This window comes from Veillonella sp. S13053-19, assembly GCF_002959835.1.
In the GTDB taxonomy this organism is placed as follows: domain Bacteria; phylum Bacillota; class Negativicutes; order Veillonellales; family Veillonellaceae; genus Veillonella; species Veillonella rogosae.
This window is the reverse complement of sequence record NZ_PPDA01000002.1, coordinates 78504-99321: the sequence shown is the minus strand read 5'-3', so window position 1 is coordinate 99321 and position 20818 is coordinate 78504. Positions and strand designations below refer to the sequence as shown.

The following is a 20818-nucleotide window of genomic DNA, read 5'->3' as shown; positions in this document are numbered from 1 at the left end:
AATGTACAGAAAATTAGGCCGCGACAGCTCCGCTCGTAAAGCGTTGTTCCGTAGCATGTTAACATCTTTCTTCCAATATGAGCGTATTGAAACTACTGAAGCTAAAGCGAAAGAACTTCGCTCTTTAGCTGATCAAATGGTAACTTTGGCTAAACGTGGTGATCTTCATGCACGTCGCCAAGTTCTTGCATACCTCATGGATGAAAGCGTAGTAAAAAAATTGTTTGATACAATTGCTCCAAAATATGCAGACCGTCAAGGTGGTTACACTCGTGTAATCAAAACTGGTCTTCGCAAAGGTGACGCTGCACCTTTGGCTATTATCGAGTTAGTTTAATCAAACTCATACGGTGTTGTAACTTACGTTGCAGCACCGTTTTTTTATTGTCAATTTTATGGTACAATCGATTAGTACAATATCGTAATATATTAGCAGTTATCGTAAAGGATGAATAAGTATTGTTAACCTTATGATATATATTTATGGCAATAATTAATGCTTAATCTATAAAGTGGATTACATTAATTTGTTGTAGTTAATGGGTCAATAATGTGATATACAATTTAAAGGTTATACTTTCATAGAAACGAAATTGACTAGAAAGATATGAGGCTATTCATGAACGAAAAAGACATTATGATTGATGTCAATCATATGAGTCATATATATACTGATGAAAACGGCAATGATGTACGCGCATTAGATGATGTGAATTTATCCATCAAGCGCGGCGAGTTTGTATGTATTATCGGTACTAATGGCAGTGGTAAAAGTACCCTAGCCAAGCATTTTAATGTGCTATTACAACCTAGCGAAGGTCATGTCAATGTATGTGGCTTTGATACGCGCGATGAAGCGCATATTTGGGATATTCGCCAACATGTAGGCATGGTATTCCAAAATCCTGATAACCAAATCGTAGCGGCTGTCGTAGAAGAGGACGTTGCCTTTGGTCCTGAAAATCTAGGCATTCCTAGTGATGAAATTAGAAAACGTGTCGATGCAGCGTTAGAAGCTGTTAATATGACTGAATATAGAGAACATGGTCCTCACTTGTTATCTGGTGGTCAAAAGCAGCGCATTGCCATTGCAGGCGTGCTTGCTATGAAACCAGACTGTATTGTTCTTGATGAACCAACGGCCATGCTCGATCCAAAAGGTCGTCGTGAGGTCTTAGAGACAGTCCATAAGCTCAATAAAGAAGAGGGCATTACTATTGTCTTTATTACACACTTCATGGAGGAAGCCGTTACGGCTGACCGTGTGGTGGTTATGAAAAATGGTGTGAAATTACACGATGGCACACCTCGTGAAATCTTTAGTCATGTAGATACCTTGAAAGAACTTGGCCTCGATGTGCCTGTAGCCTCTGAAATTGCTTTCAAATTAAATGCAAAAGGTTATGAAGTGGGTAACAGCATTATAAACAATGAGGAACTGGCAGAAGGTCTGAAAAGTTCAAAACTGGCAGATCAATTAGTAAACTCTAATCATGTGGTTGCTAAGGTTGAAGAAGTTCCTGCTAGTGAACTGCCAACTGATGCAAGAGGGGAGGAATCTCACTAATGGCGATTGTATTAGATAATATTACATACACCTATGGCATGGGAACTCCTTTTGAAAAAACAGCCCTTCATGGTATATCTCTTACTATTGAAAATGGTGAATTTCTAGGTGTTATCGGTCATACTGGTTCTGGCAAATCCACCTTTGTACAACATTTAAATGGTTTATTACACCCTACAACAGGTACAGTAACCGTAAATGGTGTAGATATTAGTGCCTCCACAGAGGAAGCTAAAAAGATGCGCCACAAGGTAGGTATGGTATTCCAATACCCAGAGCATCAATTATTTGAAGAAACCATCGCTGAAGACATTGCCTTTGGGCCTAAAAATCTAGGTCTTAGCTCTGATGAAGTAGATGAACGCGTTCGTGATGCTATGAAGTTTGTAGGTCTTGACTACAATACCTATGCAGAACGATCTCCGTTTCACTTATCCGGAGGTCAAATGCGCCGCGTTGCTATTGCTGGGGTAGTGGCTATGAATCCAGACTTTTTAGTTCTTGATGAACCATCTGCAGGCCTAGACCCATTTGGTCGTGAAGAAATCTTTGAGGAAATCATTCGCCTCCATAAGGAGAAAGGAATTACGGTTATCCTTGTATCCCATAATATGGAGGATATTTCCCGCATGGCCTCTCGCCTAGTAGTACTCGATAAAGGTCGTATAGTACTCGATGGGGAACCGATGGATATCTTTAATAATCATCGAGATGCATTGCAAGCTGTTGGCGTAGATGTACCGCCTGTGTCTGTAACTATGGAGTACTTACGTGAACAAGGTCTTGATGTGTCTAACAGAGTCCTATCTGTAGATGATGCAGTAGAAGCAATTCTAGAAGGAGGTAGCCATGTTAAATAACATTACTATTGGTCAATACTTCCCTGGAAATTCTTTCTTGCACCGCATGGATCCACGAGCAAAGATTATTGCTACTACTATTTTCGTAGTTGCCATCTTTTTGGCAGATTCACCGCTAGCTTATGGCATTGTAGGTGGTTTTACAATCTTTGCCATGCTATTATCTCGTTTACCACTACGTCTTATGTGGACCGCTATTAAACCGCTTTGGATTATCATTGTATTTACTATGGGGATTCACATTTTTACGACACCTGGTAATACCATTTTCCAATGGGGTATTATTAATATCACCGATCATGGTGTGGCAATGGGCCTTCAAATGGCGGCACGATTAATTTTCTTAATCTTGTTCTCCTCGTTATTGACGTATACCACATCTCCTATTCGTTTAACTGATGGTATCGAGCATTTGCTCAATCCATTCCGTCGCATTGGCGTACCTGCTCATGAGCTGGCTATGATGATGACTATTGCACTTCGTTTTATTCCGACTTTATTGGATGAGACGGATCGTATTATGAAAGCCCAATCAGCCCGTGGTGCAGACTTTGTGACCGGCTCTATCATTCAACGAGCAAAGAATATGGTGCCCTTATTGGTACCATTATTTATCAGTGCTTTCAGACGTGCTGATGAACTGGCTATCGCCATGGAGGCTCGCTGTTATCGCGGCGGTGTAAATCGTACGCGTATGAAAGAATTACAAGTGACCTATGTCGATTATATCGGTGTCGGTGCTGTTATTTTGGTTACTGTTGTACTCATTGCGTTGTGGTGGCTTGGCCTATGAGAAATATACGGATCATAGTTGCTTATGATGGCACTGATTTAGCGGGCTATCAAAAGCAACCTGATGATAAGGGCTTAACCGTACAAGGTTGTTTAGAATATGGCTTGTCAAAAATCTGTAATGAGCCCATTCAAATCTACGGTGCTTCTCGTACAGATGCGGGGGTACATGCAAAGTTTCAAGTATGTACCTTTCAAACCTCTGGTGCTATACCTGTAGAAAATATTCCGCGTGCCATGATAGCTCATATTCCTAAAGATATTGTGGTCCTTGAAGCTGTGGACATTCCACTCGATTGGAAACCACGTTGGAATATATACGGTAAAGAGTATGTATATACTATTCATAATCAGCTCATTGCTAATCCGTTGACGAAACGATATCACTGGCATGTAAAAAAGCCTCTCAATATCGAGCTCATGCAAGCTGCTGGTAATGAATTACTAGGTACACATGATTTTACGACCTTAAAGGGGACGAATTCTACACCGGCTGATCCCGTTAAGACGATTATGGGCATTCATGTAGAGGGTAAGGGACCTCATGTGACTATTTCTGTGGTAGGCGATGGGTTCTTATACCATATGGTACGTAATATTGCAGGCTTACTCGTAGATGTAGGACTTGGTCGCCGTAAGGTGGAGGATATCAAAGGCTATTTAGCTGCTAAAGACCGTCGCGTTATCGGAAAAACTGCGCCCGCTCAAGGTTTATGTTTAGAAGAAATCTTCTTTACTGAGGAACGACAACAAGAGGTATTACGGAATAAATATTCTATATAATTTAAGAATAAATATTCTATATAATTTAAGAATAAATATTCTATATAATTTCATATAGAATATTTTTTAAACGAGTAATTATGAAACGATGAGCATAAATACTAAAAGGATACTACGAAAAAAGTAGTATCCTTTTTCTCTTATAAGTTTTAGTTATAATGCTCTAATTTATACCTATTATTATGAGAAATGATACATTGTAAACCTAAAGTATACATGATACAATGACGATATAAGACAGATTCGTACTATACATATATAAAATAGTAAGTTAGACTCTTGTCAGCAGTGTAATTTTTATCCTAAGGAGGGTGAATCTCTTGCAAAAACGTAAAGATTTTATCTGGAAAATGGGCGGCCAACAAGGTGAAGGTATCGAGAGTTGCGGCGAAATTATGGCGACAATCCTCGCTAAAGAAGGCTATTCCTTGTATAGCCAACGTTTATTTGCATCTCGTATCAAAGGTGGTCATACTACATTCGCATTGCGCGTAGCATTAGAACAAATTATGTCTATTGGTGAAGGCGTAGACTTCTTGCTAGCTCTTGACCAAGAAACTGTTGATATGCACGGTTCTGAAGTTCGTGATGGCGGTTACATCATTTGTGATAGTAAAGTAAAACCGGACTTCTCTAAATACGAAGGTACAAAAATCAATTGCTTATCCTTGCCAATCTCTGAAACAGCGATGAAACAAGGATCTATGTTGATGCGTAACATCGTAGCACTTGGCATGTCCGTAGCACTTCTTGGTTTTGAAACTAAGTTGTTCAAAGATGCTATTGCTGAACAATTCGCAAAAAAATCCCAAGAAATTATCGATAAAAACTTGGCTGCTTTCGACGATGGTCATGGCCTTGTAATGGAAAAATTGGGCGATGTTGAAATCGATACATTGACAGCTCCTGGTAAGAAAGATCAAATGTTCTTATTAGGTAACGAAGCATGTGCTCTCGGTGCTATTGCAGCGGGTTCCCGTTTCATGGCATCTTACCCTATTACACCGGCATCCGAAGTTATGGAATTCATGATTAAAAACATGGATAAATTGGGTGCTACTGTTGTTCAAACAGAAGACGAAATCGCAGCATGCATGACAGCTATGGGCGGCGTATACGCTGGTGTTCGTGGCTTCACATGTACTTCTGGCCCTGGTCTTTCCTTGATGGCAGAATCCTTGTCCATGGCTTCCATGGCTGAATTGCCAATGGTTGTTATCGACGTTCAACGTTCTGGCCCATCTACTGGTATGGCTACAAAAGTTGAGCAATCCGATATTGATGCGGCTTGCTACAATGCACATGGCGACTACTCCGGTATCGTAATTTCTCCAACATCTATCGAAGAATGCTTCTATGAAATTCAAAAAGCTTTCAACTTGGCAGAAATGTACCAATGTCCAGTAATCTTTATGCCTGACTTACAACAAGGCTTGAATAAACAATCCGTTCCTACTTTCGACTTGAACCGTGTACCTATTAACCGCGGTAAAATGATGAAAGAAGCAGAACTTCCTGCATTGGAACAACCTAAATACTTCAAACGCTTTGAATTGACTGAAGATGGTATTTCTCCTCGTACAATTCCTGGCATGAAAAATGGTCTATTCCTTTCCACAGGCTTAGAGCATAACGAAGAGGGTAAACCAGCAGAAGCGCCTACAATGCACGTAGCGCAAACTGATAAACGTTTCCGCAAATTGGAAACTGTAGCTGATAACTACGAACCATTCTTGAACAACGCTAAATACGACGAAGCAGATGTACTTGTTGTAGGTATGGCTTCTAGCCGTGGCGCTATCGAAGAAGCAGTTGCTGAATTCGATCAAGAAGGTGTTAAAGTTAACCACTTACAATTGCGCTTGATTAAACCATTCCCAGCAAAACAATTACAACCATTCTTTGATGCTGCGAAAAAAGTGGTTATCGTAGAGCACAATAAAACTGGTCAATTGACTAACTTGTTTAAAATCAACATGCATAAGAAAAATAAAATTTCTAGCTGCTTAAAATACGATGGTAATCCATTCACAAAAAGTTATGTGAAAAATGCGATTAAGGAGGTCCTATAATATGGCAACAGCTAAAGATTACAGAAACGATATTCGTCCTAACTGGTGCCCAGGCTGTGGCCATTATGGGGTTCAAGCAGCGATTACTGACGCTGTAGTAGCGAAAAATATTCCACCAGAAAAATTAGCAGTAATTTCCGGTATCGGTTGCTCTAGCCGTATCGGTGGTTATTTCTACGCTTACGGTGCTCATACAACTCATGGTCGTGCACTTCCTTACGCTCAAGGCGTAAAACTTGCTAACCAAGATTTAGAAGTTATCGCATTCTCCGGTGACGGTGATGCGTTCGCTATCGGTATGGGTCACACTATCCATGCTTTCAAACGTAATGTAAACATGACATACGTTGTAATGGATAACCATGTATATGGTTTGACTAAAGGTCAAGCATCCCCTCGTTCCGACATCGGTTTTGTTACAAAAACAACTCCTCATGGTGCGTTCGAGTCTCCATTGTCCATCTGTGAAACTGCGATTGCAGCAGGTGCTACATTCGTAGCTCAAAGCTATATGATCAACCGTGAAGAACTTGTTGATTTGGTTCAACAAGCTATGGACCATGATGGCTTCTCCTTCATCAACGTATTTAGCCCATGTGTTACATACAACAAACGCAACAGCTATGACTGGTTCAAAGAACACTTAGTAGCATTGCCTGAAGGCTATGATCCAACAGATCGTGCAGCAGCACTTAAAACTTTGGGCGATACAGATGGTTTGGTTACTGGTCTTATTTACCAAAATACATCTAAACCTTCCTTCGAAAAATCCTTGGCAGCAGCTAATGGCGGCGCACACCCACGTCCATTGACTGAAGACGTTGTAAAACCTGACCAAGCATTATTCGACAGCCTTTGTAACGGCTTCAAATAAGCATTAGCAGAACACAATAGATACTTGCTTATCTACATAATAAACGTGTCACCTTCGGGTGGCACGTTTTTTTGTATGTACTATTTTATGAAAACTATTTGGTATATTGATTTCTGCGATTTGTCCCATGTGGTTATATAACGTGATATAATAAGAACATTGTATGATATTCATTGCAATTGTATCGTGTTCGTTGCAGAGGTTTTTATGAAAGCAGACGAAAAGGGGATTAGTTTATCTATCTGGACTTTGAGTTGGCCTATATTTATCGAAGTATTCCTACAGCTGTTAGTAGGTAATATAGACCAAGTGATGATGAGTCACTACTCTCCTCAAGCGGTAGCAGCGGTAGCTAATGCCAATCAAATTTTAAATATCTTTATTATGCTCATTATTGTTATGAGTACAGCTACGACGATTTTGATTGCCCAGTATTTAGGGGCTCGGAATCAGTCCAAGCTATCTGAGGTATGTACGGTCAGCTTAGTGATGAATTTTCTGTTTTCATCCATAGCGGCAGTATTTTTTATCACTTGTCATGAATGGATCTTCACGTGGCTAGGAATTCCGCCAGAAACGATGAGTGATACGTCGCTCTATACGACCATCGTAGCGGCGGGGCTGCCGATACAAGCTATGTACTATACATTAGTGGCTGTGTTTAGAGGTCATTCACTAACGCGTATTACCATGTATATAGCACTCGTTATGAATGTAATTCATATTATAACGAATTATGTATTAATCTTTGGACATGGTCCAATACCAAGTCTTGGTGTATTAGGTGTTTCTATTTCAACATGGCTATCTAAAGTGGTAGGGCTCGTGATTATTGGATATACTTTTAAGAAATTATTAACCTTAGAGGTGAGCTTTACATTCTTAAAACCATTTCCGTGGCATACGATTAAGTCTTTATTGCATATCAGTGTTCCTTCTGGTGGCGAAACATTGAGTTATCAATTGTCTCAAACGATGATTATGAAAATGGTCAATATTTTGGGACTCGCAGTAATCAATACAAAGGTATATGTATCCGTTATTGCTATGCTTTGCTATGTATATACAATAGCACTCGCCAATGCTTCACAGGTAATCGTTGGATTCTTGATGGGGGCCAAACGCCAAGAGGAGGTAAGTAATCGCGTATGGCATTCTACGTTTTTAGCCATTGCTATTAACGTAGGTCTTGCTACATTCTTCTATCTTGTTAGCGATGTTGTTCTTTCTGTCTTTACTACAGATCCTGAAATTTTATCATTAGCCCATAATGTATTATTAGTAGAAATCTTCCTTGAGTTAGGTCGTGCCGTAAATATCGTTATGGTATCTTGTTTACAAGCCGCAGGGGATATTCGAACTCCAATGCTCGTAGGCATCTTAGGCATGTGGTTATGTGCAGTGCCACTATCATATCTCTTTGGCATATATTGGGGCTGGGGCCTCGTAGGTATTTGGGTTGCTATGGCTGTCGATGAAATTTTACGGGGGTTATTATTTGTGTATCGCTGGTATAGCGGTAAATGGAAAAACAAGAGACTTATTGAAGCTTAGGTTTGCGTTTCTGTTATTTTAATTAATTCCTTTTATAGTTTGTAGATATATGTAGCATTACATGGGAGAGTGTAATTTACTAGATATTGTGAAAGTAGGTTTATATGAGTAAGACAGTAGGTATTATTGGCTTAGGCTTATTAGGCGGTTCATTGGCAAAGGCTTTGAAGGCTTACACCGATTATGAGGTGGTAGGGTATGCTCGTCGCCAAGAGGTTTGTGATGCGGCCATCCAAGATGGGGTGGTGAAAGCTGCTTGGACCGAGGTAGAACCATTGATTGAAAGCTCAGATATTGTTGTGTTCTCCTTACCACCAGATACAAACGCACGACTCTTTACTGAAACGGCACATCTATTTAGACCAAAACAAGTTGTAACAGATGTATCGAGTGCGAAGGAAAACTTCCTCCGTGCTGTCTATGAATCAATTCCTAAGGGAACGATTTTTGTCTCCGTCCATCCTATGGCGGGTTCAGAAAAAGGTGGCTACGAAGTATCTCATAAAAACTTATTTAAAGGTATGGGATGGATCGTCCTAGAGGATAAGGCCTCTGAAGTATATAGCGAAGAGGTAGCCGAGGAGCTAGCTGAGATGGGCCGTGCCGTAGGTTCACGCATTGAGTTCGTCGATATTTACGCTCATGATGAATATCTAGCCATGGTTAGTCATATGCCTCATTTGCTAGCTGCCATTTTGACGCAAGTTTCTGGTGGTGATGAATTGGGAGAATTGCGCATGAGATTATCTGCAGGTGGTTTTCGAGATTGCACCCGTGTAGCCGGTGGCTTGCCGTCTATGTGGCGCGAAATCATCTACGGTAATCGGCGCAATGTCATTGAAGGGCTTACTCGGATAGAAGCTGAAATACAACGTGTAAAAGAGGTGCTTTCACAAGATGATGAAGGTCAAGAATTGGAATCCTATTTGGAACGCAGTCGTGACATACGCACTAAGTTGCCGTATTTAACAGGGCAAATTAAGGATAGTTAATATAATAAAGGTTATGTAGCTGAAGTGACATTGTTTATGCCCTAACATATGTATACTGAAATTCTTAAAATATACTAATATTATAAAAACATAATAGTATTATAAAAACATAATAGTATTATAAAGATATACTAATATTCTAAAAGTAAACTGATCTATTAATTAGTTAAGGGAGATCGTATGAGTTTGTTACAAGAAACTTGTGGCGCTATTGTAGGTCGCAACCAAGAGATTGAACAACATATAATTGATAGCTGGAATACAGCGTCACCTGTAGAGCAATATGGTCGTCTTGTAAATGTAGTGGCCCAATATGGGTCTGCCACAAATCAAGACACTTTGACTGTACCAAAGCCATGTATGATTATCGCTAGTGCGGATCATGGTGTGGCGGATATGGGGGTTAGTGCGTATCCAAAGGAAACGACCGTTGGTATGACACAGAACTACCTAATTCCAAAAGGGGCTGGTGCCAATTCCTTAGCTAATTACTGTGGTGCTCAAATGGAAGTCATCGACATGGGCATTGATGCGGATATGAGCTGGGTACCAGGCTTACGCAGTCACAAACTGGGGATGGGAACAAAAAACTTTGTAGAAGAACCAGCTATGACACGGGAACAAGCGATTGAAGGCATTGAAGCAGGTATTCGTCTTGTAAAAGAGAAAATTGATGAAGGCTTTAACGTATTCTTAGTCGGTGAAATGGGCATATCAAATACGACCGCCAGTGCCCTTATGACCGCTAAGTTTGCTGGACTTACTGCGGAAGAAGCTACAGGTCGAGGGACGAATATTTCCGATGAACGGCTCAAATTAAAACAACGCATCGTTCATGATGTGCTGGAAAAATATAAGGATATTCCAAAAGACGATGCTATTGGTATTTTATCCTCTGTAGGTGGTTTTGAGTTTGCTTGTATCGTTGGCGTTATCTTAGGTGCGGCCGCTAATAATGGATTAGTTATCATCGATGGCTTCAATACATCTGCTTGTGCATTGGTGGCTAAAACTTTAGTGCCAGAAGTCATGGATTATGTGATGGCATCTCATTTGTCGGCCGAAAAGGCAGCGAAGTCCTCTTTAGAAAATCTAGGCTTAGAAGCGTATGTAGATTTGGGACTTTGTCTAGGCGAGGCCTCTGGTAGTTCGGTTCAAATGGGGATGCTAGACCTTGCAGTTCATATGTATTTGGCCATAACAGGAGGTAAGGCATGAGAACTTTCAACATAGAACCATTGCACGCACCCTCCATGGAGGAGTGCCGGTTACGTATTGATAATTTAACAAAACCTATTTATAGCCTAGCAACCTTAGAGCTTATAGCAGAACGCTTTGCAGGTATTTTGGCAAATCCTAAGCCCAATCATTTGCGACATGGTGTGCTCATTGCAGCAGCGGATCACTTGGTAGATGGTCCTCAAAATAATCAGCATGGTAGTGAAAGCTACGCCGCTATCAAACATTTCAATGAAGGTAGAACGGCTACGCAGGGGGCGGCATTTAAGTTAAATGCAGACGTACATGTTGTAAATGTAGGTCTTGAGCAAGATACTAGTGATCTAGAATATATTGATCAACAAGTCATTCGTAAAGGCTCTCATTTCTTTGGTGTAGAACCTGTTATTTCTCAAGATGAACTTGAGCGAGCTCTAGAGCTTGGCTTTACCTATGCTGATACACTACATGCTGATGGATTACAAGTGGTGGCTATCGGCAATATAGGGGAAAGGGCGTTCCTTGACTCCCTCGTAACGACGGCTACAATTACAGGCTGTGCCTATGACGATATTCTCGTTCATACCGAATGTGGACCTACGGTAGAACAACGGTCTGCTCATATTCATTCCTTTGTAGATCGCTTTAATATTGCTGTTGATGATTGGTCTGCATTGAGTGAAAGCGAGCGCCGTGATGCGGTATTACATTTGCTCCATATTGCAGGCGGTCTTGATATTGCATTTTTAACTGGCTTTATTTTAGGTGCTGCGAGTCATCGTATGGCTATCGTTTTTGATAATGCCGTAACAGGTGCTGCTGTATTGGCGGCTGTTACCATTGAGCCATTAGTAAAAGACTATGTATTCCCATCGGCGGCCTATGAGGAACCAATTCATAAGGAACAATGTCGATTCCTAGGTGTGAAACCATGTTTGCACTATCACTTGCAAATCGATGAAGCCTTAGGTTCTACAATGGGGCTATCTATTATCGATGCGTCTATGCATATGCTAAATGACATGAAAACATTTATCGAAGCTGAAGTTAGTGTCGCAGAAGATGGGGCCGGTAAAGGACGACAAGCCGGTAAAATTAATTAAAGATAAGGTAACACTAACCAAATATGGAGAACTCAAGCTAAATATGGGTTAACGCAAGCTATATAGGGGATAAGACTAGTTGAGATATCAGTCAAAGTTACCGAAAATCCTAGAAAATAGTGATTAAATAGATGAGGGATTACATAATCCCTCATTTTTAATTAGGGCCGTTGTAAAATCAAAATTTTGCAGGAATTTCATGGAAAAACCATTGACACTATATGTGTAAATTGATATTATTATAAGGCAGTCAGGACATTCTCAATTTGTTCTTGACGACAGATTGATAATCATGTTATATTAATTATCGGTTCTGTATGCGGGAATAGCTCAGCGGTAGAGCACCGCCTTGCCAAGGCGGGGGTCGCGAGTTCGAATCTCGTTTCCCGCTCCATACATTCCTCGATAGCTCAGTCGGTAGAGCAATCGGCTGTTAACCGATCGGTCGTAGGTTCGAGTCCTACTCGAGGAGCCATTTTGACTCACTAGCTCAGTTGGCAGAGCACCTGACTTTTAATCAGGGTGTCCCGCGTTCGAGTCGCGGGTGAGTCACCATTTCTGGCCCGTTGGTCAAGCGGTTAAGACACCGCCCTTTCACGGCGGTATCCCGGGTTCGATTCCCGGACGGGTCACCACATATGGACGATTAGCTCAGCTGGGAGAGCGCCTGCCTTACAAGCAGGATGTCGGCAGTTCGATCCTGTCATCGTCCACCACATGCGGGAATAGCTCAGCGGTAGAGCACCGCCTTGCCAAGGCGGGGGTCGCGAGTTCGAATCTCGTTTCCCGCTCCATAAACATTCCTCGATAGCTCAGTCGGTAGAGCAATCGGCTGTTAACCGATCGGTCGTAGGTTCGAGTCCTACTCGAGGAGCCATATTTCTGGCCCGTTGGTCAAGCGGTTAAGACACCGCCCTTTCACGGCGGTATCCCGGGTTCGATTCCCGGACGGGTCACCACATGGACGATTAGCTCAGCTGGGAGAGCGCCTGCCTTACAAGCAGGATGTCGGCAGTTCGATCCTGTCATCGTCCACCAAAGTAAACGGTTATCTTCGGATGACCGTTTTTTAGTATCTAAAAGTACACTTGGGTAAAAATACCTATGGTCATAAGAATACATACAGTCATAAGTAGATAGATACAATCATAAGAACATACATACAATCATAAGAGAATACATATGGTTATATAAATAAAGAAGGAGTACAACTGTTATAGTTGTACTCCTTCTGTTGGGCTTATAGACGTTCTGTAATTCTGTTTACCGTGGTGCGTACATGATGATATATACACCTACGATGCAAACGAGACCGCCGATGATATCATATGTGTCTGGTCGCAAGCCGTCAACAAGCCAGCCCCATAGAATAGAAAGGGCGATGAATACGCCGCCGTATGCTGCGTATACTTTGCCGAAGCTTGCTTCCGGTTGGAAGGTAGGAATGATACCATATAAAAATAGAATAATGGCACCTGCGATTAAATAGAGAGGGCCTTTATCATCGCGCATGTAAAGCCATACAAGATAACCGCCACCAATCTCAGCAAGTCCAGCTAGTATAAAGAAGAGGATAGATAAGAGCATAATAACCTCACTGTATTCTACTACATTAATTGAAATCTATTCTCTATTTTACAACCTAGATTAGGAGAGAGCAATTATTTTATATCCTTAGATTAATAATTGTTTAGAATGAAGGCGAAAATGTACTCATAAATTGATTCTAATAGTAATGGCATCTAGTGATGGAATCGAGTTGTGTTGTGTATAAAAAAACCCGTACACCTAAAAGGTATACGGGGTTTAGTTAACTTTTATAAGCGTGGTGGTGATTCGCTATGTACATAGTCCATAAAGGTATGCATCGTTTCTGTTTTGGAGTTATTTTTCTTGAATGCGAAGCACACTTGTAGTTTGAATGGTTTTTCTAAAGGAACAAAACCATCAGTGATGCCTAAGGAATTTAAAATTTGTTTTGCTACGATGCAACCAGAATTATTTTTTTGGCAATAGTCGATCATTGTGTAAGGGTTGGATAAGCGGCTACCACGGATGTGTAGATTTTGTTGACCGTTGCCTACGTAGTTTTTCAATGTGCGATACATGAAGTATTTAGGTGGATACATGAGCAAAGGTTGTTGCTGAATCGCTTTCAAGCTAGCTGTTTCCATGCCTTCTATTAAATTTGGCGCATAGTATACGAATTCGTCCTCTCTAAGAGCTGTAGATTCGTATGCGGACATATCTTTGTTATTTGGTAAATAAAGTAGAGCAATGTCGATACGATTTTCGCGCAAGTCGAGCATCAACTCTTCTTCTTCCATGTCATAGATGCTGACAGAGAACTCAGGATGATTTCGGAAGAAGTGTGATACGTAACCATTTAGACGAATATCACCTAAACTACGCAGTACACCGATGTTCAAAATCGGACGTTCCACCTTGCTTGCTAGGCGGATGGATTGAATAGCACGTTCTAATGTATCGAGAACTTGTTCTGCTTCTGGTAAGAATAATTCGCCTTCTGGCGTTAAACGGCTACCTCTTGTAGAACGGGAGATTAATTTCACACCAACTAAACGCTCTAATTTTTTCATTTGAGCGCTGAAAGCTGATTGTGTAATATTCATAGATTGTGCTGCTAATGTAAAGCTTCCTGTTTTATTATAAGTAATAAAACTTTGTAGCTCTTGCATTGTAGGTAACTCTTTCATGTTGTTCCCCCAATTTTGTAATAAGAATCCAATGATAACTATTACCTTACTTATTCATATTGTAGCATACTATAATTGTTTTTTCATCTAAATCTATAAAATATGATGAAGCATGCACAATCGATATAGCGTGTACTATTATCATAAAAAAGATTAATTAAAAATTGTGATTATGCACTTATTTCAATAACTTTCACAATTATCATTAATTGACATAAGTAAATGAAAATGATATTATACATGGGTACCATTATGTGTCGGTACAAGTTTTTTATTCAACTATGAGGTGATAATCACATGGCAACGAGAAGAGAGGCTCGATTCAAACTTTGTCGTCGCTTTGGTGTGAACGTATTCGGTCACGCAAAAGCCTTGAATCGCGTCAAAAAAGACCAACGTCAGAAAAAAATGTCTGAGTATGGCACACAATTATTAGAAAAACAAAAAGTTAAAGCTTACTACAACTTGCTAGAACGCCAGTTCGTACGCTATTATGATAAAGCGAAAAAAATGCAAGGTGTTACAGGTGAAAACATGTTGATCCTTTTGGAACAACGTCTTGATAACCTTGTATATCGCATCGGCTTCGGTAACTCCATTCGTCAAGCTCGTCAAATGGTAAACCATGGCCATATTTTGGTAAATGGTCGTCGTGTAGACATTCCATCCTACTCCTGCAAACCAGGTGACGTTATTGAACTTCGTGAAGCTTCCCGCGACAACGAAATGTTCAAAACTAATTTCCAAGAACTTCGTTCTTTCGAACTTCCTTACATTGAAAAAGACTTGGAAGGCTTCAAAGCTACATTCACTCGTCTTCCTCAACGTGAAGAACTTCCTATCGAAGTTAACGAAACACTTATCGTCGAATTGTACTCCAAATAATTTGGCGCAAAAATCCGCAGTGCAACGCACTGCGGATTTTTTATATGTTATGAGTGTATTATTTATAAAAGGATAAATTAAATAATTATCATAAAATCTATCTTTCTTGGTTTAATCGAGTATAGCCTATTATAATAACTGTGCTTATAATTATCCCCAGTCCACATATAAAAAATATATCATGTAGCGGTAATATATTTGCTAAGTTTGTAAATATAGTTATTGATAATATTGATCCAATAGAGAAGCCTGTACTTACAGAACCGCTAGCTAATGTTAACTCTTCTTGTGAAAAAATAGATTGTATATATGCATGAACTAAAACAACGGCTGTAAATAATAATATTTCAGATATACTATATAGAATATAAAGTTGTTCTATTGTTTCTATATAGCCTATGCAAAAAATACTTCCTCCATATAGTATAAAAAGAGGGAACAAAACTTTTTTAAAACTCGTTGCTAAGTTAATAGTAAAATATTTAGCAAGAAGTCCAAAAATAATGAATGATGCCAATCTAGAGATTGTTTGCGTATATCCATACTGACTATCAGTTAAATGTAAGATATCTTTAATAAATATTAATAGTAGAATAGGTATACACATATAAAATATTCTGGCTAATATACCCAAATAAACTATAAAATTGATTTTTTTATTTAGGAATAATAACTTATATCCTTTTAATAGAAGTTGAATGCGATCATATATGCTTTCTCTAATGGTTTTTTTGGAGATAGTCGAGTGTGACTGTATTCTTACATTTTTATTTAAACGATAAAGTAGATAGGCTGAAAGAATATAAGTAACTGCATCAATAACGAATACTAGCGTTAAAGAGTAATTAATTATAACGCTAAATAATAAGGAACCACTTATTAATGCAAAACGATTAATAGACCGGAGCAGTGCATTGAATTTGACTAAATCATTTGTAATATTAGGTACAAAAGAAAGTCTAGCGATTCCTAAAATTTTATTATTAAAACCTATAAGGAAAGCTATGATATATACTAGATATAGGTTATCTATGAAAACAAAAATTAATAATATAAAACTCGAAACTATTTCAGGAACTACCATAGACCACATTAAGCCTTTTTCTTTTACGAGTATCCCTAAAAATGGGCCTAATAACATTCCAACTAATAATGTCGCTATTGTAACTGCCCCTGTATTAAAGGGACTGTGGGTGGTATTGAATATATATGTTATAAAACCTAGTGTTGTTGCGGTGCTTCCCATTGTTGAAAAGAATAGAGCACTATTTAAGAGAAATGAGTTTTTGTTTTCTAGATTCATATCATCATCTCCTAGATTATAGATGTACTGATATAATATGTATTATTTTACAAAATCTCAATTAAACTTTTATCAATTTTGATGTTATATATTCATAATTCTATATAAATATTTAAATTTCCTGCACAATATAAAGTAATGTGTAATATAAGTAGGTTTTTGCTAATGAAGGATAATAAAGAGGTCTGTTCATTTTTATTATTTAGAGGAGATATTAATGGATATTATCCGTGTTGAGTTAGAAGAAAAATATATCGCTGATGCTGAGCCGCGAGATGAGTGTATCGCTTTTAGTGTATATATCAAAAGTGGAGACTTTTCTGGTCGAGGTGCCTTTGTTTATACTGTAAATGAATTTAGAGAATTAATTAGTCAACTCAAATTAATATATATAACATTAGATGGAGAAGTTCGTATTGCTTATGCTGATTCGGATGATTATGTCCATATTATATGTAATTCATATGGACATATAAAAGTAGACGCTCAATTAGGAGGCAGTTGGCGTGATAATTGGGTTAAACTTCTTCTTAATACTGATCAGACCGTATTGAATGATGTAATACAGCAATGTAATTCTATATTAAAAAAATAATTTGATGACAGCATATAAGTACTAAATTTTAATTGACACAAACCCATAAAATCTGTATACTATTTTGAGTAAGCTTTAGTCGTGTTTCCATTAGCCCCGGAAGCAAAGGACAAGCTGATTTTGGTAGAATTATGACGTTATTAGGAGGATATGCAGCATGAAAACTACATTTATGGCCAATCCGAACACAATCGAACGGAAATGGTATGTTGTTGACGCTGAAGGTAAAACTTTAGGACGCCTTGCTGCCGAAGTTGCAAAAGTTCTTCGGGGCAAAAATAAACCAACTTTCACACCACACGTAGACACTGGTGACCATGTGATCGTTGTAAACGCAGAAAAAATTCGCGTAACTGGTAAAAAATTAGAGCAAAAGGAATACTTCCGTCATTCTGGTTATCCAGGTGGTGCTCGTTTCACTAAATTGGGTATGATGCTTGAAAAACAACCTGAACGTGTTGTTGAGATGGCAGTTCGTGGTATGCTTCCAAAAAATAAATTGGGTGCACAACAATACCGTAAATTAAACGTATACGCTGGTCCTGAGCATCCACATGCAGCTCAAAAACCAGAAGTATTAGAAATTTCCGTACGATAATCTAGAGGGAGGAACATATAATGGCAGTAGCACAATATTACGGCACTGGTCGTAGAAAATCTTCCGTTGCTAGAGTTCGTCTGGTACCGGGCACAGGTAAAATCACTGTTAACAAACGTGAACTTAATGATTATTTCGGTCGCCAAACTTTGGAATTGATCGTAAAACAACCTTTGAATTTGACTAACACAGTTGAACAATACGATGTTATCGCAACTGTAGCTGGTGGCGGTCCTTCCGGTCAAGCTGGTGCAATTCGTCACGGTATTTCCCGTGCGTTATTGGACGTAGATGGCGAACTTCGTCAATCTTTGAAAAAAGCTGGCTTCTTGACTCGTGACCCACGTATGAAAGAACGTAAAAAATACGGTCTTAAAAAAGCCCGCAAAGCAAGCCAATTCTCCAAACGTTAATATTTGGAATACAGGTTATTACACCTGCAGACAATGTCTGCAGGTGTTTTTGCATTTCTATCATTTACAGAGACATTTAATTCTCCTATAATAGATATATAATAATCGAATTTTTTCGAAAATAGATTTTCATATAGGAGAAATCATATGATTTATAATACAATTCAATACGTAGTGGACAACGGGATTGGTACGTTGACATTTAATCGCCCTACAGTGGCGAATGGTTTTAATATCGAGATGTGCAAGGAGATCCTTGAGGTTTTAGCTCAAGCACACAACGATGAAAGTGTTCGTGCATTGCTTATTAATGCTGAAGGCAAGGTATTCTCTGCTGGTGGCGATTTAACAGAAATGGAACGCGCTGTAAACGAAGGGGATACAGAGTCTTTATTTGAAATCGTTGAGTTAGTAGCTCAGATTTCTATGGCTCTGAAACGTTTGCCTAAACCTGTTATTATGAGCCTTCAAGGTGCTGCAGCAGGTGCGGCCTTTAACATGGCGTTGGCTGCCGATTTTGTTGTAGCTGCTAATAACGTACGCTTTATTCAGGCTTTCGTAAACGTAGGTCTTGCTCCTGATGCAGGCGGTTTATACTTGTTGACTCGAGCTATTGGCATGAACCGTGCTATGCATATCGTTATGACTGGTGAAGCTGTATCTGCTGAAAAAGGTAAAGAACTTGGCTTTGTATATAAAGTTTGTGAATTAGAAGATCTAGAAACAGCCACAAGACGTCTTGTAGAGAAGTTAGCTAAAGGTCCTGCACAATCTTACCGCGTTATGAAGGAAATGATGTGGAATAGTTTCTTAGCTGGCTGGGAAGAATACAAGAAGTTTGAAGTAGAAAAACAATGTGAATTAGGTCTTTCTGAGGACTTCAAAGAGGGGGTTCTGGCTTTCACAGAGCGTCGTCGTCCTAAATTTGGTCAAAAATAATAATTATCCTCTTGTAATTGTACTAAATATCATGTAATTTATAAGCAGTTACTAATATAATTCGAACCGATGTGGCTCCCTATATTGAGTTACATCGGTTTTTGCTTTCATTACGATGCAAAAGTGTATATAATAGTACTATTATAATAGTTTAGGAGGTCATTATTACATGGCTCAAAATACAATTAAATGTTATGACAGTCCTAGTGATGTAGTCCAAGCATTAGCGGAGGATTTCATTGCTTTTACCAATGAAGAGATTAGCCGCACGGAATCGTGCATTGTTGGTATCACAGGGGGCACTGTTGTTAATGGTTTGTTAGAATTGCTCAATTCCCCTGAATATATTGAGCGCCTCAATTGGGAGCGCATATTCTTTGTGTGGACTGACGAGCGTTTCTTGCCGCAAACTCACGAGGATAATTATTTTAATCGCGTTAAACCCCATTTGCTCTGTAAGGCAAAAGGGGCGGCTCATTTCTTGCCAATTAATACGGATTCTAGAACCGTTGTAGAGGCGGCTGAGGAATATCAGAAAGAGATTAAGAATGTGCTCAAGGCTTGCAAGAAATCTGGCCTCGATTTAGCATTGCTCGATCTAGGCGAAGATGGGCATACAGCAGGGCTGTTTGCAGGCTCTCATGCACTTCGCGTGGCAGATCAAGAGGTAGTGGCCGTAGAGGATGGCAAGGTATGGGAGCGTATTTCTATGACCTTTTCTTTCCTTGCTAAATCCGATGCTGTTTGGTTCACTGTAACGGGTGAAAGCAAGAAAACCGCACTTACTAAGGTGTTGTACCAACGCGAGGATTATGAGGATTTACCTTGGGAAAAACGCATTGGTCGCGTACTACCTGGGGCAGTGCTTTCACAAGAAGCCACTTGGTATGTGGACAAGTCTGCCTATGATGATGTACACTAAAGAATATAAGTATTAGTAATGATAAAGGAGATACATATGGGGTCTATAGGAACACCTGAATTAATAGTTATATTAGTGATTGCTCTAGTTATCTTCGGTCCTGGTAAATTGCCTGAAGTCGGCAAAGCTATTGGTAAAGGCATCAATGAGTTTAAGGATGCTATTTCTGGTCCTAAAAAGGCTGTGGATGAAACGAAAGAAGCCGTTAAAAAGGCGACTACTATCGACGTAACAGCAGGGGCTAAAAACGACGATAAACATAAAGAAGCTAACGATTAATAGGAGGTATTACTATGTGCAAAGATTGTGGTTGTGGCGAAGAAAATGGCGTTGTAACAAAGGTATTTACTGTACCTGGTATGGTGTGCAACAACTGTAAGGAAGCAGTAGAAGGGGCATCTCTTGCGCTACCAGGCGTATTGAGCTCAGAAGTAAATTTAGACGATAAAACTGTAACGATTTCTTTTGATCCTACTAAATCTGCAGTAGAGGTTATTTCTATGGCTATTGAAAAAACTGGCTTTGAAGTAACAGGCGTTGCAGATGGTGTACAACAACATAGTCATGGTTTAATGGGAACCTTGAAACGTTTCTTCAAATAATCGAACCTTTGGTGCTGTATTGAAACACT

22 protein-coding genes and 9 tRNA genes are annotated in these 20818 nt (G+C 39.5%); 28 read left to right on the top strand and 3 right to left on the bottom strand.

The window, feature by feature from the left end:
* Position 1 precedes the first annotated feature (1 nt).
* The 20 genes from rplQ (at position 2) to VEHSUH06_RS00420 (ending at position 12853) form a co-directional block, all read left to right on the top strand.
* A complete protein-coding gene (gene rplQ, locus VEHSUH06_RS00515) occupies positions 2-337 on the top strand; it encodes a 50S ribosomal protein L17 (protein WP_004695155.1) in 336 nt (111 codons plus the stop codon).
* Positions 338-619: 282 nt separating this feature from the next.
* The gene (locus VEHSUH06_RS00510) at positions 620-1567 is read left to right on the top strand and encodes an energy-coupling factor transporter ATPase (protein WP_105097397.1); all 948 of its coding nucleotides are present in this window, start codon (positions 620-622) and stop codon (positions 1565-1567) included.
* The gene (locus VEHSUH06_RS00505) at positions 1567-2427 is read left to right on the top strand and encodes an energy-coupling factor transporter ATPase (protein WP_105097396.1); all 861 of its coding nucleotides are present in this window, start codon (positions 1567-1569) and stop codon (positions 2425-2427) included. Before VEHSUH06_RS00510 ends, VEHSUH06_RS00505 begins: the two co-directional genes overlap by 1 nt.
* Positions 2417-3220, top strand: a complete 804-nt coding sequence (locus VEHSUH06_RS00500; protein ID WP_105081916.1) for an energy-coupling factor transporter transmembrane protein EcfT — start codon at positions 2417-2419, stop codon at positions 3218-3220. The genes VEHSUH06_RS00505 and VEHSUH06_RS00500 overlap by 11 nt, the downstream gene beginning before the upstream one ends.
* On the top strand, positions 3217-4002 hold the full coding sequence (truA, locus tag VEHSUH06_RS00495; RefSeq protein ID WP_105097395.1) for a tRNA pseudouridine(38-40) synthase TruA: 786 nt from the start codon (positions 3217-3219) through the stop codon (positions 4000-4002). Before VEHSUH06_RS00500 ends, truA begins: the two co-directional genes overlap by 4 nt.
* A 320-nt stretch (positions 4003-4322) precedes the next feature.
* Positions 4323-6074, top strand: a complete 1752-nt coding sequence (locus tag VEHSUH06_RS00490; RefSeq protein WP_105097394.1) for a 2-oxoacid:acceptor oxidoreductase subunit alpha — start codon at positions 4323-4325, stop codon at positions 6072-6074.
* A 1-nt stretch (position 6075) separates the two neighbouring features.
* Positions 6076-6948, top strand: a complete 873-nt coding sequence (locus VEHSUH06_RS00485; protein ID WP_105097393.1) for a 2-oxoacid:ferredoxin oxidoreductase subunit beta — start codon at positions 6076-6078, stop codon at positions 6946-6948.
* A gap of 207 nt (positions 6949-7155) precedes the next feature.
* Entirely contained in the window at positions 7156-8502 is a 1347-nt protein-coding gene (locus VEHSUH06_RS00480) for an MATE family efflux transporter (RefSeq protein WP_105097392.1), read from the top strand.
* Between the two features lie 104 nt (positions 8503-8606).
* The gene (locus VEHSUH06_RS00475; protein ID WP_105097391.1) at positions 8607-9494 is read left to right on the top strand and encodes a prephenate dehydrogenase/arogenate dehydrogenase family protein; all 888 of its coding nucleotides are present in this window, start codon (positions 8607-8609) and stop codon (positions 9492-9494) included.
* A gap of 180 nt (positions 9495-9674) precedes the next feature.
* A complete protein-coding gene (locus VEHSUH06_RS00470; RefSeq protein ID WP_105097390.1) occupies positions 9675-10712 on the top strand; it encodes a nicotinate-nucleotide--dimethylbenzimidazole phosphoribosyltransferase in 1038 nt (345 codons plus the stop codon).
* Positions 10709-11815 (top strand): nicotinate-nucleotide--dimethylbenzimidazole phosphoribosyltransferase, encoded by a 1107-nt coding sequence (locus VEHSUH06_RS00465; RefSeq protein ID WP_105097389.1) that lies wholly within the window; start codon positions 10709-10711, stop codon positions 11813-11815. Before VEHSUH06_RS00470 ends, VEHSUH06_RS00465 begins: the two co-directional genes overlap by 4 nt.
* 319 nt (positions 11816-12134) lie before the next feature.
* Positions 12135-12209: transfer RNA gene (locus tag VEHSUH06_RS00460), tRNA-Gly, on the top strand.
* A 5-nt stretch (positions 12210-12214) separates the two neighbouring features.
* Positions 12215-12290: transfer RNA gene (locus VEHSUH06_RS00455), tRNA-Asn, on the top strand.
* 4 nt (positions 12291-12294) lie between these two features.
* Positions 12295-12370: transfer RNA gene (locus tag VEHSUH06_RS00450), tRNA-Lys, on the top strand.
* Positions 12371-12375: 5 nt separating this feature from the next.
* A tRNA-Glu gene (locus tag VEHSUH06_RS00445) sits at positions 12376-12450 on the top strand.
* A gap of 5 nt (positions 12451-12455) precedes the next feature.
* A tRNA-Val gene (locus VEHSUH06_RS00440) sits at positions 12456-12531 on the top strand.
* Positions 12532-12534: 3 nt separating this feature from the next.
* Positions 12535-12609: transfer RNA gene (locus VEHSUH06_RS00435), tRNA-Gly, on the top strand.
* 7 nt (positions 12610-12616) lie between these two features.
* Positions 12617-12692: transfer RNA gene (locus VEHSUH06_RS00430), tRNA-Asn, on the top strand.
* Positions 12693-12699: 7 nt separating this feature from the next.
* Positions 12700-12774: transfer RNA gene (locus tag VEHSUH06_RS00425), tRNA-Glu, on the top strand.
* Positions 12775-12777: 3 nt separating this feature from the next.
* Positions 12778-12853 (top strand) — tRNA-Val (locus VEHSUH06_RS00420).
* A 225-nt stretch (positions 12854-13078) separates the two neighbouring features.
* Here the strand turns inward: VEHSUH06_RS00420 and VEHSUH06_RS00415 are convergent.
* Positions 13079-13402, bottom strand: a complete 324-nt coding sequence (locus VEHSUH06_RS00415; protein WP_009351302.1) for a YnfA family protein — start codon at positions 13400-13402, stop codon at positions 13079-13081.
* Positions 13403-13632: 230 nt separating this feature from the next.
* Positions 13633-14532 (bottom strand): LysR family transcriptional regulator, encoded by a 900-nt coding sequence (locus VEHSUH06_RS00410; RefSeq protein ID WP_105097388.1) that lies wholly within the window; start codon positions 14530-14532, stop codon positions 13633-13635.
* Positions 14533-14829: 297 nt separating this feature from the next.
* Between VEHSUH06_RS00410 and rpsD the strand changes: the two genes are divergently transcribed.
* Positions 14830-15417: a 30S ribosomal protein S4 gene (gene rpsD / locus VEHSUH06_RS00405; protein WP_009350991.1), complete on the top strand. Its 588-nt coding sequence runs from the start codon at positions 14830-14832 to the stop codon at positions 15415-15417.
* A gap of 97 nt (positions 15418-15514) precedes the next feature.
* Here rpsD and VEHSUH06_RS00400 read toward each other — a convergent pair whose 3' ends face one another.
* Positions 15515-16720: an MFS transporter gene (locus VEHSUH06_RS00400; RefSeq protein ID WP_105081908.1), complete on the bottom strand. Its 1206-nt coding sequence runs from the start codon at positions 16718-16720 to the stop codon at positions 15515-15517.
* A gap of 217 nt (positions 16721-16937) precedes the next feature.
* Between VEHSUH06_RS00400 and VEHSUH06_RS00395 the strand changes: the two genes are divergently transcribed.
* The 7 genes from VEHSUH06_RS00395 (at position 16938) to VEHSUH06_RS00365 (ending at position 20789) form a co-directional block, all read left to right on the top strand.
* Positions 16938-17315, top strand: a complete 378-nt coding sequence (locus VEHSUH06_RS00395) for a hypothetical protein (protein WP_105097387.1) — start codon at positions 16938-16940, stop codon at positions 17313-17315.
* A gap of 157 nt (positions 17316-17472) precedes the next feature.
* On the top strand, positions 17473-17913 hold the full coding sequence (gene rplM, locus VEHSUH06_RS00390) for a 50S ribosomal protein L13 (RefSeq protein ID WP_059363981.1): 441 nt from the start codon (positions 17473-17475) through the stop codon (positions 17911-17913).
* Between the two features lie 20 nt (positions 17914-17933).
* Positions 17934-18326, top strand: a complete 393-nt coding sequence (gene rpsI, locus VEHSUH06_RS00385; RefSeq protein ID WP_004695188.1) for a 30S ribosomal protein S9 — start codon at positions 17934-17936, stop codon at positions 18324-18326.
* A gap of 147 nt (positions 18327-18473) precedes the next feature.
* Entirely contained in the window at positions 18474-19265 is a 792-nt protein-coding gene (locus VEHSUH06_RS00380) for an enoyl-CoA hydratase (RefSeq protein ID WP_009351193.1), read from the top strand.
* Positions 19266-19434: 169 nt separating this feature from the next.
* Positions 19435-20187, top strand: coding sequence for a 6-phosphogluconolactonase (gene pgl / locus VEHSUH06_RS00375; protein ID WP_105097386.1), 753 nt, complete (start codon positions 19435-19437; stop codon positions 20185-20187).
* 36 nt (positions 20188-20223) lie between these two features.
* Positions 20224-20466 (top strand): twin-arginine translocase TatA/TatE family subunit, encoded by a 243-nt coding sequence (locus VEHSUH06_RS00370; RefSeq protein WP_004695192.1) that lies wholly within the window; start codon positions 20224-20226, stop codon positions 20464-20466.
* Positions 20467-20480: 14 nt separating this feature from the next.
* Positions 20481-20789, top strand: coding sequence for a heavy-metal-associated domain-containing protein (locus VEHSUH06_RS00365; RefSeq protein WP_105097385.1), 309 nt, complete (start codon positions 20481-20483; stop codon positions 20787-20789).
* Positions 20790-20818: the final 29 nt, after the last annotated feature.